Source organism: Magnetospirillum molischianum DSM 120, assembly GCF_000294655.1.
Lineage (GTDB): Bacteria > Pseudomonadota > Alphaproteobacteria > Rhodospirillales > Magnetospirillaceae > Phaeospirillum > Phaeospirillum molischianum.
Genome location: NZ_CAHP01000020.1, coordinates 265,715 through 281,752 on the forward strand (window position 1 = coordinate 265,715; position 16,038 = coordinate 281,752).

Consider the following 16,038-nt stretch of genomic DNA (forward strand, 5'->3'; position numbering starts at 1 on the left):
ATTAAGGACTCCGTCAGTGGATGAAGAGCGAATGCGGGGCGCCGCAATGTGGGCACAGCCAGTCTTCGGGCAAATGCTCGAACGGCACGCCGGGCGGTATGTCTTGAAGCGGTTCGCCCTCGCCGGGGGAATAAACATGGCCGCAACGATTGCAGACCCACAGCGCCAGTGCGCCGTCAGGGTCGCGTGCCACGGCTGGAGCAAGGGGCAAGGCTGTCTCACTCATGCCGCGAATATAGCGTTGTCTTCTATTCAGTGAGATTGCGTTTCGATGAAATATCGTGCACGCAAGAGCGATGGTATTTACCGGCCAACCCTGGATTTGACCCGTTGGCCGGTCTGTATCTTGCGTGAGCCGTTTTTACCTTTATGACGTCGGCAATTTACCCGGTGTGCGCGGATCGACATTGGCTTTCAATCCGCCACTAAAGCTCGCGACGGTGAAGCCGTGCTGCATCAGCACACGTGCGGCGAAATAGCTCATCTTACCAAATGCGCAGACGGTCAAAACCGGACGGGTTTTGTCCAGTTTGTCGAGGTTGGCGCGCAAAGTGGGAAACGGGATGTTGATGACTTTGCCCGGAACCGGGTAAGCCTCCGACAACGCCTTGCCGCGAACATCGACGATCTGTGTCTGCGGGTCCGTGGGCAGTTCACTGGTGTGATGAACGAGTCCGTCGCGACGGTTGCAGGCGGCAAAGCCAGCCAGGTTGACGATATCCTTGGCCGAGCCGAACGGCGGCGCATAAGCCAGCTCAAGATGGCACAGGTCTTCGACCGTCATACCGGCGATAATCGCGGTGGATAGCACATCCAGTCGCTTGTCGATTCCTTCAAAGCCGCTGACCTGTGCACCGAGGAGACGGCCGCTTTCCGGCTCCCAGATAATCTTCAGCGTCATCGGCTTGGCGCCAGGATAGTACGACGCATGGTGACTGTCGTTGACTGACACCGTTTCATACGGAAGACCGGCGGCGGCGAGACGCTTCTCGCTCCAGCCTGTGATGCCAACGACCACCTCGAAGGCACGCACGATCCCGGTTCCAACCGAGCCGGGGTATGGGCGGGCTTTTCCCGGCATAAAGATATGGTCGGCCGCCACCCGTCCCTGGCGGTTGGCTGGACCACCCATCGGAACGGCGGTCTTGCTGTTGACGATGCGGTCGATCGTTTCCACTGCGTCGCCAGCCGCATAGATGTCGGGATCGGAGGTGCGCTGGAACGGATCGACGATAATATGTCCTCTTGCGCCGAGTTCCAGTCCTGCGGCCCTGGCAAGTTCGCTGTCGGGTCTGACGCCGATGGAAAGGATAACGACGTCGGCGTCAAGACACTTGCCCGAGCTAAGATGGCAACTCACATGGGTCTCTTCGTTTTCGAAGCGGACAATGCCATCGCCAAGGTGAAGACTGATGTCATGACCGCGCAGTTCGCTCTCGACGAGGGCCGCCATTGGTGCGTCGAGTGGCGGTATGACCTGCGTTTGCAGCTCGACGAGTTGCACCGAGAGTCCTTTGCGGTGAAGCTGCTCGGTCATTTCCAGCCCGATGAACCCGGCACCGATGACGACGGCGCGCATGCCGGTCTCGGTCGCGGTGACGATCCGATCCATGTCCTGTAGATTGCGCAGCGTGAAGATACGGGGGTCATCAATGCCTGGAAGGGGCGGGCGTAGAGGTGACGCTCCTGGGGCCAGCATCAGCTTGTCGTAGGATATATATTCGCTCCGGCCTGTATCGAGATTTTTGACTTCGACCCGCTTGTTGCCGCGGTCGATCGCCACCGCCTCGGTACTGACGCGCACGTCCAGATTAAGCAGCCCCTTCAGCGAGGCCGCAGACTGAACCGCGAGCACGTCACGCTTCGGAATTTCGCCGCCGATGTGGTACGGCAGTCCGCAATTGGCGAATGAAACGTCAGGGCCGCGTTCGATAATCGTTATATGAGCCGACTCCGCTAGGCGGCGTGCCCGCGCAGCGAAGGAGGCACCGGCGGCGACACCACCGATGACGAGGATGTTCATGTGCTCCACGGGGCAAAGCTCCAATTTAGGGTCGATCCAGGGGTCGCGATGGCGACCTTGGTGTCAACCCTATTGCAAAACGGTATGTCGATCAATATAATGTTTTTTGATATAAAATGGAGATCTTATGGAGCAAGTACGCCCCGTACCAAGCATTGAGACGATGCGCGCCGCGGCTGCCGAAGCCACGGCAACCTTGTTCGCACTCGCCAACGAGACAAGGCTGTTGCTGCTTTGTCAGCTCTGCAAAGGCGAGAAATCCGTGGGTGAGCTCGAAGCGTTGCTCGATATTCACCAGCCTACACTATCGCAGCAACTCGGCGTGCTGCGTGCAGATGGGCTTGTCGATACCCGACGCGAGGGGAAGCGCATTTATTATTCCGTAAAAAATCAAAAAGTTTTGGTTCTTCTTGGAACGCTCTTTGATCTGTATTGCTCTGAAAAAATGGAAACACCATGAGTATCGACTGGAGCCATTTCACGCCAATTTCGGCCGCTGCTGGCGGTCTGCTGATCGGCTTGTCGGTTGCCATGATGCTTCTTCTGATGGGGCGTATCGCCGGCATTAGCGGCATCGTGGGCGGATTGCTGCGCCCTCGTAATGCAGGCGACGCCATGTGGCGTCTTGCCTTTATCCTGGGGATAAGCCTCGCTCCGCTGGTCTATCGGCTGTTTGCGGAATTGCCAGAGATCCACATCGATTCGAGCTGGCTATCCATCATCCTGGCCGGAATCCTGGTGGGTTTTGGCTCGCGATTGGGGTCTGGTTGCACGAGCGGTCACGGCGTATGCGGGCTGTCGCGGCTGTCGCCCCGTTCGGTCGTCGCGACGGCAACCTTCATGGGCACGGGCTTTCTTACCGTCTTTGCCGTTCGTCATCTGCTTCCGTGAGAAACGCGCATGATTATTTTACTGTCGTTTTCTATCGGGCTGATCTTCGGGTTGGGATTGATTGTTTCCGGTATGGGGGATCCGGTTAAGGTTCTCAGCTTTCTCGATATCGCCGGAAGCTGGGATCCTTCGCTGATGTTCGTCATGGGGGGCGCGATCGCGGTCGGATTCGTCGCCTTCCGAGTCGGTGGGCGCCGGAACGTTTCATTCCTGGGGAAGCCCATGCAAATTCCGCTGCTTAAGCAGATCGATTTGCGCCTTGTCGGCGGGAGTGCTCTTTTTGGCGTCGGTTGGGGTCTGGCTGGAATCTGCCCCGGTCCGGGGTTTGTTTTACTCGGCTTTGGTGCGATGAAGGGGGCTGTCTTTGTGCTGGCCCTGCTGGTCGGCATGTTCATTTATGAGGCCGTTTCCCGGCTGATCGCATCCCCGCGACCATAAGGAACGATTGGCGGCCGCGCTCATCGTCTGCGGGCCGACTTAGCCTGATCGATTCATGCTATCAGAAGGGCGGCGTATTCTCGGCTTTTGGACGTCATGTCGTTTCTCGAAATTCCCTATATCGATCCCGTCACGGCGTTTTCTCGCTGGGCAGAAACTCCTTGGTCAATGTTGCTCGACAGCGGAGGCGACGATCCGAATTTGGGCCGATACGCCTATATCGCCGTCAATCCGTATCGCACCCTCATTTGCGATAGCGACGGGGTTCGAATCGATGGTCAGACGGTGACGGGAACCGACCCGTTCGCCATCCTGGCGTCGGAGTTGGCGGCTGTCCCTCCCAGCACCGAGGCGTTACCGTTACCCTTTGCCGGTGGAGCGGTCGGAATGTTCGGCTATGAGCTGGGGCGGCATATCGAACGCGCTCCTGTTCGTCATACCGTCGGACAGACCGAAATGGCGGTCGGTTTCTATGATGTTGTGGCCGGGTTTGACCGCCAGGCCCGGCGGGCCTATGTCGTTGCGGCCCGGCCCGAAGCATGGATGCGCGCCGAAGCCCTGGCCGCTGTCCTTGCCGTCGCGCCGCCGCTGCCCTCTATCGTGCCGGGACCGTTTCTCCGCCTTCGGCCCGAACTCGATCGCGATGCGTATCTCGACCGGGTTCGGCGGATCGTCGAGTTGATCGGGGCAGGCGAGGTGTTCCAGGTCAATTTCACCCTTCGTTTCCTGGCTCTCCGTCCGAAATCCTTGCGACCGTTCGACCTTTATCGTCGGCTCAAATCGCTGAACCCGGCTCCATTTGCTGCTTTTGTCCATATTGGCGACGATCTGACTCTGGTCAGCGCCTCGCCGGAGCGCTTCCTCTCGCTCGATTGCTCTGGGCGCATAGAAGCCCGACCGATCAAGGGAACGCGGCGGCGCAGTGCCGATCCCGGCGAGGACGCGGCTCTGGCGGCGGAACTGGTGGCCAGCGAAAAAGACCGGGCGGAAAATCTGATGATCGCCGATCTGCTGCGTAACGATATTGGCCGCGTCTCTGTCATTGGCAGCGTCAAGGTTCCATCCTTGCGCGCCTTGGAAAGCCATGCCACCGTCCATCATCTGGTCTCGGTGGTCGAGGGGCGTCTGCGCGCCGACCTCGGCCCGGTGGATTTATTGCGGGCGACGTTCCCTGGCGGCTCGATCACCGGAGCGCCAAAGGTGCGGGCGATGGAGATCATCGACGAATTGGAACCGGGGCCACGCGGTCCTTATTGCGGGGCGGTCGGCTGGATCGGTTTCGACAGGGCGATGGATACCAGTATCGTCATCCGCGCTGTGACGCTGACCCGCAATCAGGTGATCGCCCAGGCCGGGGGCGGGATCGTCGCTGAATCCGATCCCGAGGCCGAGTATGCCGAGATGATGACCAAGGTGGCTCCGGCTCTGGCGGCCTTGGCGGGGGAGTGAAGAGACATGATTGTCTGGTTAAACGGAACCCTGATTGCCGAGCCGAGGCTCGATCCCTCGGATCGCGGCTTTACCTTGGGCGACGGGCTGTTCGAGACGATACGGATCGTCAAGGGGCATCCCCGCCATCTTGGCCAGCATCTCGACCGGCTGGTCCAGGGCTGTCGGGTGTTGAGGATGCCGCTCCCCTACGATGCGGACACGATAGGGCAGGGGATCGTCGATCTGCTCGCGGCTCTGGGGCTGACCGAGGCAACCTTGCGGTTGACCCTGACCCGTGGTCCAGCGCCACGCGGATTGCTGCCTCCGGCCCAGCCCACGCCGACGTTGCTGATGAGCGCGGCCGCCGCCGCGCCACCTGCTGGTCCGACCCGCCTGATCGTCGCGACGGTGACCCGCCGTAACGAGCACTCGCCGTTATCCCGGCTGAAAAGTTTGAACTATCTCGATAACATCCTGGCACGACAGGAGGCGGCCGATCGGGGGGCGGACGATGCGCTGCTGCTGAATGGTCAGGGCCGCGTGACCGACACCACCATCGCCACTCTGTTCGCTCGGATCGACGGTCAGGTCGTGACACCGCCCGTCGCCGAGGGGGTCTTGCCCGGCATTGGTCGTTCTCTTGTCCTGGCCGCAGGGATCGGGAGCGAACGAGAGATCCCTCTCGACGATCTGCGTCGGGCCAAGGCCATCGTTCTCGTCAACAGTCTGGGGGTGCGTCCGGTGATCGCGCTCGACGGAGAGAGCGTTGTTTCGTGCGAGGCGCTGGTTGCCGCCTTACGGACGGCTTGCGAAGGGTAATCGCAGGGGAGCTATTCCGACGGCAGCCGTTCCCATGGCACCAGAAGCCACTTCCCCTCGACCAGAACACGATGCCCGCGAATGGCGTAAGCCTGGGCCAGCATCGCATCGGACAGGGCCGTTTCCGGTGGGCCGACAGCAAGAGTGCGGCCCTCCGCCAACAGCACAATCCGATGGCAGAACCGTGCCGCCAGCGACAAATCGTGCAGGACCAGACCAACCGCGCATCCTGCCTCGGCCTGTCGCCGCAACAGCTCAAGAACCGCGAGTTGATGGTGGGGGTCGAGTGCGGCACACGGTTCGTCGAGCAACAGGATGTCGGCCTCGACCGCCAAGGCGCGGGCCAGAAGAACCAGGGCGCGTTCTCCTCCCGATAATGTACTCAGCGGCCGTTCGGAGAACCGGGACATCTCCACCGCCTCAAGCGCCCGCGTGATCGCGGCTTGATCCGTGGCGCAGCCACCATGCGGCAGTCGCCCCAACGCCACGGCGGCCCGAACCGGGATCGGCCATGCTGCTTCGGCGCTCTGAGGCAAATAGGCCAGACGGCGCGCCCGTGATCCCGCTGTCAACGAAGTCAGTCCCTGGCCGTCAAGCCGAACTTCGCCGGTAGCCGGGCGGTCAAGCCCTGCGGCACAGCGCAGCAAGGCGCTCTTGCCAGCTCCATTGGGGCCAACGATGCCAAGCAATTCACCCGATGTCAGGCTCAGATCGATCTGGTCGAGAACTCGCTGTCCTCCCCGATCAAGGCAGATTCCTCGCCACTCCAATGTGGTCATGACGGCCCCCGCATCCGCATTACCTGCCACAGGAAGAACGGTGCTCCGACCAAGGCGGTGGCAACGCCGAGTTTGAGTTCTGGCCCGGTGGCGATCATCCGCACCACCAAATCGGCGGCCAGCAACAATGTTGCGCCGCCAAGGGCGCTGACGGCAAGCAATCGACCGGAATCATGGCCGACCCAACCGCGCAGCAGATGCGGGACCACCAGACCGACGAATCCGATGCTACCTGTTACAGCCACTGCCGCGCCGACGCAGCAGGCGGTGCCGAAAACGGCGAGACCGCGTAATCGGATCAGATTGACCCCGAGCGACTGAGCGACATCCTCGCCTAACGCCAAGGCCGAGAGACCGCGCCGGGTCGCGAGCAACAGGCCCCAGCCGAGCAGAATCAGCGGCGCGACAAGACGGACCTGCGACCACGAGCGATCGGCCACCGACCCCAGCAGCCAGAACATGATTTCGTAGGCAGCCAGCGGCGACGGAGCAAGATTCAACGCCAGGGCGGTCAAGGCCACGGCGAAGCTCGACAGCGCGACTCCGGCCAGCAACAGCGTCAGGGTGCCTGTTCGCCGTCCGGCCAGCATTACCAACAGTACGGCTGCCAGTAACCCGCCACAAATGCCGCCTGCGGCCACCGACCACAGCCCGAAATAGAACGCCAGAACCGAGCCGAGCGACGCCATCGCCGACACCCCAATCACTCCGGGGTCGGCGAGTGGGTTGCGCAGTAATCCTTGCAGAACCGCACCGGCCAGCCCAAGAGAGCCTCCGGTTAGCACGGCCAGAAGGGTGCGCGGCAAGCGGATTTCAACGATCACAAGGCGCGCCAGCGCGGCGCGGTCTGGATTGGCGGAGAAGACGTCCCATGGCATCAGCGCGGTCGTGCCGAGCGAGACCGAGACGACCGCCAGAAGCGCCAGCAACAGGACCAGGATCGGTTCGGGAGCAGGGCGGATCATGGCACTGATGCCGCAATCAGCGCCGCCGCTTCGACCAAGGCGGCATCCGGGCAGGCCCATAACCGCATCGGTACGGTAACCATTTGAGTGCCGCGCAGGGTTAGAGCGGGATGGTGCAGCAATGCACCGGCTAGAGACGGCTTTTCCTCTCCCATCGATTCGATCACAATTAAATCGGGTGCCGCCGCCACCAGGGTTTCCAGCGGCAAGGTGGTAAAACCGCGCCGCCCTTCGGCCGCAGTGATATTGACGAGGCCGATCCGGTTGAACAATTCGTCGGCCAGGGTGTCGCGTCCAGCGCTCCATCCCCCCGCCTGATAAACCGCCGCGGCGACGCGATGATCGAACCGTGGCAATTGCGCCAGTCGCGCCAACATCGCCGCGATCATCGCTTCCCCTCGGTCCGACTCGCCCAGGATTGCGGCCAGAGCGCGAATCTCGGTCTGCACGGCGACGAGACTTTCAGCGGTTCCCACCCGGTGCACCCGAATATTCAGCGATTCGAGCATCTGACCGGTGGCGGGAGCGTTGAAGGCTCCGAGAACCACCAAATCAGGGTGAAAGGCGACAATATCTTCGACTTGTGCGCGGGTGACCGCCAGATTCGCCGCAGTAGCAGCCACCGTTGAAACTGTGGGATCTGCCGCCATCGGACTGACAGCGACGACTCGGCCGGGTTCGGCCAAGGCCAGTGTCAGCCGATCGGCGCACAGGTTCGCCGAGACGATCCGCCGTGGCGATTCCGCCGCCGTCGCCGAAACGGCGGCGAGCAGGAAGGCCGACAGGGCGAATGCCTGTCGGCGGATCATCCGGTTGTGTATCAGAATTTGACCCCCAGACGGCCGATCATCGTCCGTCCCGGCATGGGATAGGTCGAAGACAGGTACGTATAGTCGTAATAGTGTTGGTCGAAGAGATTCTGTATCGAGAAAGACCACGTTGCCGGAGCGATCTCGCCGCCGATGCGCAGATCGACCAGGGTATGAGGATCGATCGTCTCGAACGTATTGGCTTCATCGCCATCGGCGCGTCGGCTTCCGACATAACGGGCATCGAGATCGACCACGGCGTATTTTTCCCAGGCATCCCACGATACCCCGGCTGAACCAGTCCAGTTGGCGACCAACGGCACGTCGTTGCCTTTGAACGGTCCTTCACGGAACACCGCTTTGGTATAAGACAGTCCGCCTTTAAGCCGTACAGTGTCGGTTACCCGCAGGGATACACTATTCTCCGAGCCATAGCGACGGGTCGGTTCGAGATTGCGATTGACCCAGCTTTCCGGGTCGGCATGCAGCTCATTGTGGAGATTCATCAGGAACACAGAGCTCTGCCATCCCAACCGGCCATATCGGCCGCGCAGTCCGGTTTCGACATCCTGCGAAGTCTGCGGCTTGAGGGTAAACCGTGTCGGATAGCCCATGCCAACCCGCTCATCGACGTTGGGCAGGCGTAAGCTGCGGCCGAGCCGACCGAATATGGCGAGATTGTCATCGAAGCGATGCTCGATCCCGAGATGAGCGGCGTAATTGATGTCGTCTCCATCGTAGGGCGTGCCGGGCGCGCTGCTGCGCTGCACCGCCGACACCGCCATATGCACGATTCGAGCGCCGAACGAGACATCGGTATCGGGTCGCACCGCAACGGTATCCTGGCCGTACAGGGCTACGGTGCGCTGCTGGAGATGATAGCGGTCGTAAGGTTTGCTGCCGATCTGAACTGACCGGTCGGAATCGTATAGGTTTTCATAAAAATCGATGCCGGTGGTCAGGCGGTTCGGCAAACCGGCGAGTTGGGTTTCGGCATTGAGGCGAGGCGTCAGCGAGATCGTGGTAAAGGACGTATCCATATACCCGCTGGAGAACAAAGCCTGCTGATCCTTGTGGCGCAATCCGCCATCGATCACCAGTTCGACATTCGAAGCCAGATCGACAGTGCCGCCCAGGGCGAGATTAACCGCCTGCTTGTCTCCATAATCGTTGGGATGAGAGGTTCCCCGCCATCCGCCGCGCGCTATTTGCGCCAGGGAGACCGAACCGGGATAGCCAATCTCGGAATCGTCGGCCGAGATGTTGAGGTAAACCTCGCCGCCATCGAGAGTATGGCGCACCTCTCCCATCACGTTGCGCTGTTTTGTCTTGTTGTTTTCGCGGAAGCCATCGGAGGTCGTTTGGCTGCCGGACAACGACAAGGCGGTTGCCCCCACCCTGCGGGTCGCGGTGAGCGTTCCCTGACGATAGCCGAGCGAACCTATTCCGGCTTCGGCCGAGAACGAGTCCGGGGTATTGGCGGCGTTCTTGGTGATGATGTTGATGACACCGCCGACCGCGCCGTCGCCGTACAACACCGCTCCGGCATTGCCACGGATGATTTCGATTCGCTCGATGTTGGCGCGGTTGATGGCACCGAGATCGATCGACGACGAATCGTTGTCGTTAAGGCGACGTCCATTCAATAAAATTAGGGTGTTGGAAGACGCGGTTGAACCAAATCCACGCAAATCGATGTTGGCGTCGAATCCATTGACTCCGCCATACATCGACCGCACCTGAATGCCGGGAACGCGGTCGAGAATTTCCACCAGAGTCTGTCCGGGCGACCGTTCAATCTCTTCGGTGGAGATTACCGTGGTTGAGGCGCCGGTGATTCCTTCACCGAAGCGACTGGCGGTAACCAGGGTTTCCGGGAGCGCGCTTCCTGCGTCGTCGGCCCGCGCCACGTCGCTGCCGCCCAATGCCACCAGAGCCGACAGGAATGCAAAAGCTTGTGCTTTCCTATGATTCGGCTGTTCAAAACACTTCATTCGGTCACGCTCCCCCGTTTGCGCTTCGGCTGATCCGCCAGCGCAAGAAAAACAGAAACCGATCCGAAGCCCCGAGCGTGATGACGGCCCTGTCATGGTCCGCCATTGCTTCCCCAGTCTTCTCGTCCGTATGTCGCTCTCCGGGATGTCCGATCACGGGGCACATGCGGAATAAATCGAGTGTCGTGAAAAGGGAGATCCCCCCACACGGCCTTCGTCTCGGCGTTGACGTCACCGCTGCGAAATGCCGCTCCGTATGGGTCCACCGCCCATCGGTTGGGTGACAGCGCTGGCAGGTCTCCTGGCTTGCGGGTCAATGCCCAAAGCGCCCAGCCTTCCCAGTTTCCCAGTGGCTATGATGGACGCGGGCTCGCCGCTCACAGTTGCGGGGACAGCCTCGGACTTGGTTCGCATGCGAACCGGACCGTGTTCCCTCTTGCCTCCCCGGCGCGAACCGAGGAACCAGCGTGTGAGTTGCATGATTAAACCGTCTTTCCCCTTGGTCAAGACGGTTTTTGTCCAAGACGTGATATTACCGAAACGCTTGCATCAAGGCTCTACCTGTGCGAAACGCCCTGTCATGTCTCGATTGTTCTCTGTCGAAACACGACAACCCTGGCTGATCGTTCGCTTTGCATCTCGTTGGCGGACCGTGGGGTGGAGCCTCACCCATCCTGGTTTTGCAGCAGTCGATACCATCGCCTGGCTAGAGGTCTGCGATGCCGATCTGCCGTTGGGTGTCGATCCGATCGACCTGCTCAACCGTCGTCTCGACGCCGCCGGGCTTGGCGGTGCCCTTGGCCTGATGACGGCGCGGGATATTCGACGTCATCATTGCGCCATGGCCGGAGACGGTGAGGATCAGGCCGAAGCTCTGGTGACGCTGGGGCTGACCAACGGCGCGGTTCTGTGTTCCGATGGGGTGCCGCGGAACGTCATGACTGCAACGCCGGTGGGAACCATCAACCTGCTGGTAGCGGTGGCACGTCCCTTGAGCGAGGCGGCGCTGCTGGAAGCCTTGTCGATGGCGACGATGGCTCGCACCGCCGCTTTGCTGGCGGAGGATGGCCGCATTGTCGGCACTGGGACAGACTGCATCGTGATCGCCTGTCCCGCCAGCGATTCCAGCGAACCGGATTCCTTCGCCGGGTTACACACCCCGATCGGCCAAGCCATCGTCACCGCCGTTTTTCAGGCGACCCGTCTTGCCCGCGAGACGTGGGAACACGAAAATCCCCAAACCCTGGCGCTATCGCGGTCTATTCGTCCGGCGTAATGGGGGGGGTGGTTAACCGACCGAACCGGAAGGGGGCGTTTCCGTGGACCCATTGTTGCCCGAGCCGGACACCCGTCCGATTGAAGACCCGGAAGAATGGTACAGCACCTCGATGGTGGGCATTCCGCCCCAGATTCTGGGGGCGGCTGCTTTCAACCGCTCGTTGCGCCGATTGACGATATGCGGAACGCGCGAAACCCATCCCGGCTTGTTTCAGCTTCTTGGACGGTGTGCGACCCAGGTCGAGGCGGCGGCTGCGTTCGCCCATTACATGGCACACCATTTTGGCCTGGGGCCGCCCGCGCCCGACGATGGCCCCGCCGAATCCCGACGCGCAGCCACCAGTTATCTCGAATTGCTCCGTGGCTGGGGCGGAGATTCCAACAGCGCCAAGGCGGCGGTGCTGAAGGGATGGGTGGAAAGCCGTTTCGGCCTCGTCCCGGTGTTCCACAAAGAACCGCTGGGGGTCTTTCCGTCGTCGGCCTGGGCAGACTATCTGCGCGAGAAGACCGATATTCGTTTCCACAACAACTGTATCCATCAGCAGATTGATCTGCTGTACGAATACGGCCAGTGGAGCATCCGCCATTTCAAGAAACCGGGACCGCGCTTCGTTCGTCTCTGGCGCGGCACCAACGATTTCGCGGGACAGCGGGTTGATGAGCGGATCGCCGGTCGCCTTGCCGAGGTGCGCCTCAACAATCTGGTGTCGTTCAGCAGTTCTCAGGAACGTGCCGAGGAATTTGGCGACTGGGTTCTGGAGACCGAGATTCCCACGGTCAAGCTGCTGTTCTTCCCCGGATTGCTTGATGACCGGGCGCTTAACAGCGAGGGCGAGTTCCTGGTGATTGGCGGGCGCTACAAGGTGCGCGCCTATCACGGCTATCTCTGATGTTAGGTCCGGGGGGAGAGAGGGCGCCCCCCGGACCTCATCGGTCAGGTCTTGGGAAAGCCGTGGCTTTTGCCCTTGATCTGATCGATATCGATGCGGATGACCGTGGTGTGGGCGAGTTTCCGCGGCGAATAGGTGAAGTTGGTCTTGGTGAAAAGGGCGACGATCTGGTCAAGCGCCGCGACCTTTTCCGCCTCGTCCTCGACGAATACCGCCCGTCCGGTGCCGATCACGGTACGGTGATGCGCCTCGAAATCACAGGCGCGCTCGTCCTCGATCACGCCGTAATAGGCCGATACTTCGAAACAGACGCGATCATTGCGCTTCAGGATATCGATCTTCGACCCCGCCGGGGCGGAATGGAAATAAAGCGCGGTGCCGTTATAGGCGTAAAACACCGGAACCAGGAACGGCATGTTGTCGGCGCACAAGGCAAGGTGCATCACCTTTTCGGACGCCAGGATCGCGTCGATCTCCGCTCGTTCGGTGATCTCGCGCTCCTTGCGGCGCATCGGGCCGTGCGGATTGCCTGCCGTTTGGATCGTCATGTCGTCATCTCCATAGTCAATAATCGGTCGGTCGCCTCGACCGGCGCAATAAGGTCAGCAAGCACAACTCATGCCGGAAAGCAGGGCTGTTGCCGTCAGATCCTCGCGCGGGACAGGGTAGTCCGCCGGACGCGATGGAAGCGCCACCAGAGCGGCAATATAGGCGGGGGAAAGTTCCCGCGCCGTCGCTGCCGCGACAAGATGGCGCAGATAATCGTGGCTGGGCGGCGCGGGTTCACCCACCACGGCCTTGCGGTAGATCAAGGCATCGTGACTATGCCCTTGTTCATCCATGACGTCGACTGGCGAGTGGAAATATGACCCGCCACCGTCGATGCGGACGCCCTGCCAGATATCCAGCCGGTCGAAATCGGAAACCGACAGGCGATAGAGGATTCCATGAACCTCGGATCCGGGATCGGGAGTCACTGTTTCCTGGCCGCCGTCCCAGACCCTTGACCGGCCATGAAAAGACAGCCGGTATCCGTCGAGGCGGGCGCGGCCAACCAATTCGGGTGCGTCGCAACGCTCGCGGATCTGATCGGGGTGCATGTCGGCGCTGTAGGCGAAATAGAGCAGGCGAAGCCGGGTCGGTCGGTAAGCCATGGCGGTGATCCTGTCGGGACTATGGGAACGGATTAGCGAGGGGTAACGGTCACCCGGATACCGGACTTGGGCGTGGCTTCGATTGATGCGATCAGGCCAAGCCCGGCCACGGTTTCGGCAAGCCAACGCGGCGGGTGGTCGCACAGGATTTCGAGCGAGCGAAACGGCGGACCAGTCAAGATCGGAACGAGAATATCGCGTGAATTAAGGCCGGATGTTCCTGCCAGACAGGCGGCCAGATCGATCCTCAGCCGTCCCTCTTCGGGGCGGCCGATCTGTTCCGGGGCAATATCGATTTTGGCAGCCGTGTCCGTTGCCGGGGTACAGCCGGTCGAGCAGCGCGACGAACAGCAACTCCCAGCGGGGAGTTCCGGCGCGGCAATCACTGCGGCGGCTTCCGCCGCTTCGGCCTCGCGGGTGGCAACGTGGTCGAGCTGTTCGGTCAATTCGCCTTGGGACCGCCAGATGCGGAAGCCCAATTCGCCCTGGAGAATGGCGGGCACGATGCCGGTGACCCCGGCGGCCAGTAGAACCCGGCAATCGCCGAGTCGGATGGCAAGGTCGCGCAGCGCTTCTTTGCGCAGGGCCAGGGTCGGCCGGGCAGCGAGATCGAAGGCAATTCGATCCTGCTCGACCCATCCCGTGGCTTCGCGCCCGAACAGACAGACCGAACCGGGGCGGTCCAGTGTCGAGACCGTCCCGGCCTCGTCGATGCAAGCGGCTATTTTCATCAAGACCCTCCCGACTGGTTACGAAAGTGGGCGGGGCGGCCACCGAACCCGGCCGCCGCCCCCGTGACAAGAATCACCAGACGTTGAGGATCCACTCCTTGTTCTTTTTGTATTCCATGTCGGTGAACAGGGCGTTGGCCATCTGCTCGGCCAGCCAGGTGGCGCCCTTGTAGCCAACCACGGGATAGCGGAACAGACCGGCGCGGTCGTAGGTGGGGAAGCCGACCCGTACCATCGGGATCATGTTGTCGATCGCGATGAAGCGGCCTTTGGAATGGCCAAGGATCAGGTCGAGTTCGAGCCCCTTGTTCTTGATGCGATCCTCAAGATCCCAGAGATCGGCGTTGGCGACGATCTCCATATCGAAGTCAACACTGTCCTGTAACGCCTTGATCCTGGGATCGTTTTCGTATTCGGCGTTTTCGTCTCCCAACAAGAGCAGAACCGGCTTCATTTCGAGGTCGAGGCAGAATTCCGCCAGCCCGATCACCAGATCGGGGTTGCCGTAGATCGCGACCTTCTTGTCGGCCAGGAACATGTGAGTCAGGTCGGTGATCGCGTCGATGGCGATGCCGCGATCGCGCACCAGAGAGTCCGGGATCGGCTTGCCGGTCATCGCCTTCAAGTTCTGGAGGAAGGTATCGGTATTGCGGATTCCGATGGGGGTCGGGCCGATGATCGCGGGAACATCCCAGCGCTTTTCCAGGAACTTGGCCGCCTTTCCGCCCTCATAGCGGTTGAGTGCGATCGTACCCTGGGCGTCGGCGGTCGAGATCAAATCCTCGATCGTGGTCGAACCGTGCGATACCGCGCTCTTGTCGGGCATCAGGGGCGAATCGAAGCTTTCGATCTCGAACAGGACGTTGGCCTCGATCTGCATTTCGGCCAGCAGGCGCTTCAGTTCGGTGACGTCGCCAGGATTGACCCAGCCGGTGATCAGATTGATCTTGAAGCTGGGTTTATCCTTCTTCGCGAAGTATTTGACGAAATCGCGCACGGCGACGTCATAGCCGCTGACCATGCTGCCAACGAAGCTGGGCGTGTGGATCGGGATCAGGTGGACCTCGCGGTCGGGATATTTCACCTGAAGCAGTTCTTCTTCCAGCTTGGTGACAACGCCGTCAACATCGTCGCCGATCACCTCGGTCGAGCAGGTGGTGATGATCGGGATCACCTTGACGTGGGGATAGCGCATCAGCAGCACGTCCACCGCTTCCTCGACGCGGTTCAGCGCGCCGAACACCGCCCCGTCCTCGTGCACCGAAGACGAGGCAATCTCAAAGCTTTCCTTGAGGTGCTGCGAGATCAGCAGGCGGACGAACATCACGCAGCCCTGGCCGCCATGCACGATTCCGATGCAATCCTTGATGCCGATGCTGGCATATTGGGCACCGGCTGGCTGGCAGGTGAAGATCGGGTTAATGGTGCCGATCCGCTCTTTCAGTTTCAGTTCACAGGACATGGAGAGATCCTTCCTAGTAATGCTGATCGGACAATTCTTCGTTGAGTGATCCGGTGATGGTCTGGAAATCGAGCTGTTCGTGCAGTTTGGCCATCAGCTCGCGGATCTGATCGACGCCCAACGTCGCCAGCCAGGGGTGGCGTTCGCGATACGCCTCGGCCAAGCAGAACGCATCGACCCAGTAGCACTTGTCCTCTGGCGTTTCTGGCGTCACCGGCTCGCCGCACAGCAGCTTGGTGGTCATGCCGAGGATATTCTCGTTCTGACGCTTGCGGTCCCAGTTGCGGGAGTGGAATTGCCACAGGCAATTCTTCATAATGTAGTCGATCAACTGTTCGACCCTGGTCTTTGTCACGTCTTCCATGATCGTCCTC

18 protein-coding genes and 1 riboswitch are annotated in these 16,038 nt (G+C 60.9%); of the genes, 7 read left to right on the forward strand and 11 right to left on the reverse strand.

Annotated elements, in window-relative coordinates:
• Window positions 1-13 precede the first annotated feature (13 nt).
• Both PHAMO_RS18980 and PHAMO_RS08710 read right to left on the reverse strand, forming a co-directional pair.
• Entirely contained in the window at window positions 14-226 is a 213-nt protein-coding gene (locus PHAMO_RS18980; protein WP_002728477.1) for a rubredoxin, read from the reverse strand.
• A 141-nt stretch (window positions 227-367) separates the two neighbouring features.
• Window positions 368-2,023, reverse strand: coding sequence for an FAD-dependent oxidoreductase (locus PHAMO_RS08710; protein ID WP_040566488.1), 1,656 nt, complete (start codon window positions 2,021-2,023; stop codon window positions 368-370).
• A 127-nt stretch (window positions 2,024-2,150) separates the two neighbouring features.
• Here PHAMO_RS08710 and PHAMO_RS08715 point away from each other — a divergent pair, with 127 nt between their 5' ends.
• The 5 genes from PHAMO_RS08715 (at window position 2,151) to PHAMO_RS08735 (ending at window position 5,602) form a co-directional block, all read left to right on the forward strand.
• Window positions 2,151-2,483: an ArsR/SmtB family transcription factor gene (locus tag PHAMO_RS08715; protein WP_002728479.1), complete on the forward strand. Its 333-nt coding sequence runs from the start codon at window positions 2,151-2,153 to the stop codon at window positions 2,481-2,483.
• Complete coding sequence (locus tag PHAMO_RS08720) at window positions 2,480-2,914, forward strand: YeeE/YedE family protein (protein WP_002728480.1); 435 nt, start codon at window positions 2,480-2,482, stop codon at window positions 2,912-2,914. Before PHAMO_RS08715 ends, PHAMO_RS08720 begins: the two co-directional genes overlap by 4 nt.
• A gap of 9 nt (window positions 2,915-2,923) precedes the next feature.
• A complete protein-coding gene (locus PHAMO_RS08725) occupies window positions 2,924-3,352 on the forward strand; it encodes a DUF6691 family protein (protein ID WP_002728481.1) in 429 nt (142 codons plus the stop codon).
• Window positions 3,353-3,448: 96 nt separating this feature from the next.
• Window positions 3,449-4,801 carry an aminodeoxychorismate synthase component I gene (gene pabB, locus PHAMO_RS08730; protein WP_002728482.1) on the forward strand — a complete coding sequence of 451 codons (1,353 nt, stop codon included), beginning with the start codon at window positions 3,449-3,451 and terminating at the stop codon, window positions 4,799-4,801.
• Between the two features lie 6 nt (window positions 4,802-4,807).
• A complete protein-coding gene (locus tag PHAMO_RS08735; protein WP_002728483.1) occupies window positions 4,808-5,602 on the forward strand; it encodes an aminotransferase class IV in 795 nt (264 codons plus the stop codon).
• A gap of 11 nt (window positions 5,603-5,613) precedes the next feature.
• Here the strand turns inward: PHAMO_RS08735 and PHAMO_RS08740 are convergent, their stop codons facing one another.
• The 4 genes from PHAMO_RS08740 to PHAMO_RS08755 are packed head-to-tail and all read right to left on the reverse strand — an operon-like array spanning window position 5,614 to window position 10,149.
• Window positions 5,614-6,381: an ABC transporter ATP-binding protein gene (locus tag PHAMO_RS08740; protein WP_002728484.1), complete on the reverse strand. Its 768-nt coding sequence runs from the start codon at window positions 6,379-6,381 to the stop codon at window positions 5,614-5,616.
• Window positions 6,378-7,346, reverse strand: a complete 969-nt coding sequence (locus PHAMO_RS08745; protein WP_002728485.1) for a FecCD family ABC transporter permease — start codon at window positions 7,344-7,346, stop codon at window positions 6,378-6,380. The genes PHAMO_RS08740 and PHAMO_RS08745 overlap by 4 nt, the downstream gene beginning before the upstream one ends.
• Window positions 7,343-8,155 carry an ABC transporter substrate-binding protein gene (locus tag PHAMO_RS08750; protein WP_002728486.1) on the reverse strand — a complete coding sequence of 271 codons (813 nt, stop codon included), beginning with the start codon at window positions 8,153-8,155 and terminating at the stop codon, window positions 7,343-7,345. The genes PHAMO_RS08745 and PHAMO_RS08750 overlap by 4 nt, the downstream gene beginning before the upstream one ends.
• An 11-nt stretch (window positions 8,156-8,166) precedes the next feature.
• Window positions 8,167-10,149: a TonB-dependent receptor gene (locus tag PHAMO_RS08755; protein ID WP_002728489.1), complete on the reverse strand. Its 1,983-nt coding sequence runs from the start codon at window positions 10,147-10,149 to the stop codon at window positions 8,167-8,169.
• 274 nt (window positions 10,150-10,423) lie between these two features.
• Window positions 10,424-10,630: riboswitch (cobalamin riboswitch) on the reverse strand.
• Between the two features lie 99 nt (window positions 10,631-10,729).
• Between PHAMO_RS08755 and PHAMO_RS08760 the strand changes: the two genes are divergently transcribed.
• Together PHAMO_RS08760 and PHAMO_RS08765 are read left to right on the forward strand one after the other, a co-directional pair.
• On the forward strand, window positions 10,730-11,425 hold the full coding sequence (locus PHAMO_RS08760; RefSeq protein ID WP_002728493.1) for an adenosylcobinamide amidohydrolase: 696 nt from the start codon (window positions 10,730-10,732) through the stop codon (window positions 11,423-11,425).
• 43 nt (window positions 11,426-11,468) lie between these two features.
• Window positions 11,469-12,317: an NAD(+)--dinitrogen-reductase ADP-D-ribosyltransferase gene (locus PHAMO_RS08765; protein ID WP_002728494.1), complete on the forward strand. Its 849-nt coding sequence runs from the start codon at window positions 11,469-11,471 to the stop codon at window positions 12,315-12,317.
• A 44-nt stretch (window positions 12,318-12,361) separates the two neighbouring features.
• On the opposite strand, the gene PHAMO_RS08770 is transcribed toward PHAMO_RS08765, so the two are convergent.
• The 5 genes from PHAMO_RS08770 to anfG all read right to left on the reverse strand — a co-directional run bounded on the left by PHAMO_RS08770 (window position 12,362) and on the right by anfG (window position 16,028).
• The gene (locus tag PHAMO_RS08770) at window positions 12,362-12,865 is read right to left on the reverse strand and encodes a pyridoxamine 5'-phosphate oxidase family protein (RefSeq protein WP_002728496.1); all 504 of its coding nucleotides are present in this window, start codon (window positions 12,863-12,865) and stop codon (window positions 12,362-12,364) included.
• A gap of 54 nt (window positions 12,866-12,919) precedes the next feature.
• Entirely contained in the window at window positions 12,920-13,471 is a 552-nt protein-coding gene (locus tag PHAMO_RS08775) for a gamma-glutamylcyclotransferase family protein (RefSeq protein ID WP_002728498.1), read from the reverse strand.
• A 32-nt stretch (window positions 13,472-13,503) separates the two neighbouring features.
• On the reverse strand, window positions 13,504-14,202 hold the full coding sequence (gene anfO, locus PHAMO_RS18480; protein WP_002728500.1) for a Fe-only nitrogenase accessory protein AnfO: 699 nt from the start codon (window positions 14,200-14,202) through the stop codon (window positions 13,504-13,506).
• A gap of 73 nt (window positions 14,203-14,275) precedes the next feature.
• Complete coding sequence (gene anfK, locus PHAMO_RS08785) at window positions 14,276-15,664, reverse strand: Fe-only nitrogenase subunit beta (RefSeq protein ID WP_002728502.1); 1,389 nt, start codon at window positions 15,662-15,664, stop codon at window positions 14,276-14,278.
• 13 nt (window positions 15,665-15,677) lie between these two features.
• Entirely contained in the window at window positions 15,678-16,028 is a 351-nt protein-coding gene (gene anfG / locus PHAMO_RS08790; RefSeq protein WP_002728505.1) for a Fe-only nitrogenase subunit delta, read from the reverse strand.
• Window positions 16,029-16,038: the final 10 nt, after the last annotated feature.

Excerpts from the sequence above, each read along its gene's own strand:
- PHAMO_RS08745 (WP_002728485.1), bottom strand. The coding sequence starts at position 7,346 with ATGATCCGCCCTGCTCCCGAACCGATCCTGGTCCTGTTGCTGGCGCTT.
- PHAMO_RS08720 (WP_002728480.1), top strand. The coding sequence starts at position 2,480 with ATGAGTATCGACTGGAGCCATTTCACGCCAATTTCGGCCGCTGCTGGC.
- PHAMO_RS08750 (WP_002728486.1), bottom strand. The coding sequence starts at position 8,155 with ATGATCCGCCGACAGGCATTCGCCCTGTCGGCCTTCCTGCTCGCCGCC.
- PHAMO_RS08760 (WP_002728493.1), top strand. The coding sequence starts at position 10,730 with ATGTCTCGATTGTTCTCTGTCGAAACACGACAACCCTGGCTGATCGTT.
- pabB (WP_002728482.1), top strand. The coding sequence starts at position 3,449 with ATGTCGTTTCTCGAAATTCCCTATATCGATCCCGTCACGGCGTTTTCT.
- PHAMO_RS08770 (WP_002728496.1), bottom strand. The coding sequence starts at position 12,865 with ATGACGATCCAAACGGCAGGCAATCCGCACGGCCCGATGCGCCGCAAG.
- PHAMO_RS08715 (WP_002728479.1), top strand. The coding sequence starts at position 2,151 with ATGGAGCAAGTACGCCCCGTACCAAGCATTGAGACGATGCGCGCCGCG.
- PHAMO_RS08740 (WP_002728484.1), bottom strand. The coding sequence starts at position 6,381 with ATGACCACATTGGAGTGGCGAGGAATCTGCCTTGATCGGGGAGGACAG.
- PHAMO_RS08775 (WP_002728498.1), bottom strand. The coding sequence starts at position 13,471 with ATGGCTTACCGACCGACCCGGCTTCGCCTGCTCTATTTCGCCTACAGC.
- PHAMO_RS08725 (WP_002728481.1), top strand. The coding sequence starts at position 2,924 with ATGATTATTTTACTGTCGTTTTCTATCGGGCTGATCTTCGGGTTGGGA.
- anfK (WP_002728502.1), bottom strand. The coding sequence starts at position 15,664 with ATGTCCTGTGAACTGAAACTGAAAGAGCGGATCGGCACCATTAACCCG.
- PHAMO_RS18980 (WP_002728477.1), bottom strand. The coding sequence starts at position 226 with ATGAGTGAGACAGCCTTGCCCCTTGCTCCAGCCGTGGCACGCGACCCT.
- anfG (WP_002728505.1), bottom strand. The coding sequence starts at position 16,028 with ATGGAAGACGTGACAAAGACCAGGGTCGAACAGTTGATCGACTACATT.
- anfO (WP_002728500.1), bottom strand. The coding sequence starts at position 14,202 with ATGAAAATAGCCGCTTGCATCGACGAGGCCGGGACGGTCTCGACACTG.
- PHAMO_RS08710 (WP_040566488.1), bottom strand. The coding sequence starts at position 2,023 with ATGAACATCCTCGTCATCGGTGGTGTCGCCGCCGGTGCCTCCTTCGCT.
- PHAMO_RS08735 (WP_002728483.1), top strand. The coding sequence starts at position 4,808 with ATGATTGTCTGGTTAAACGGAACCCTGATTGCCGAGCCGAGGCTCGAT.
- PHAMO_RS08755 (WP_002728489.1), bottom strand. The coding sequence starts at position 10,149 with ATGAAGTGTTTTGAACAGCCGAATCATAGGAAAGCACAAGCTTTTGCA.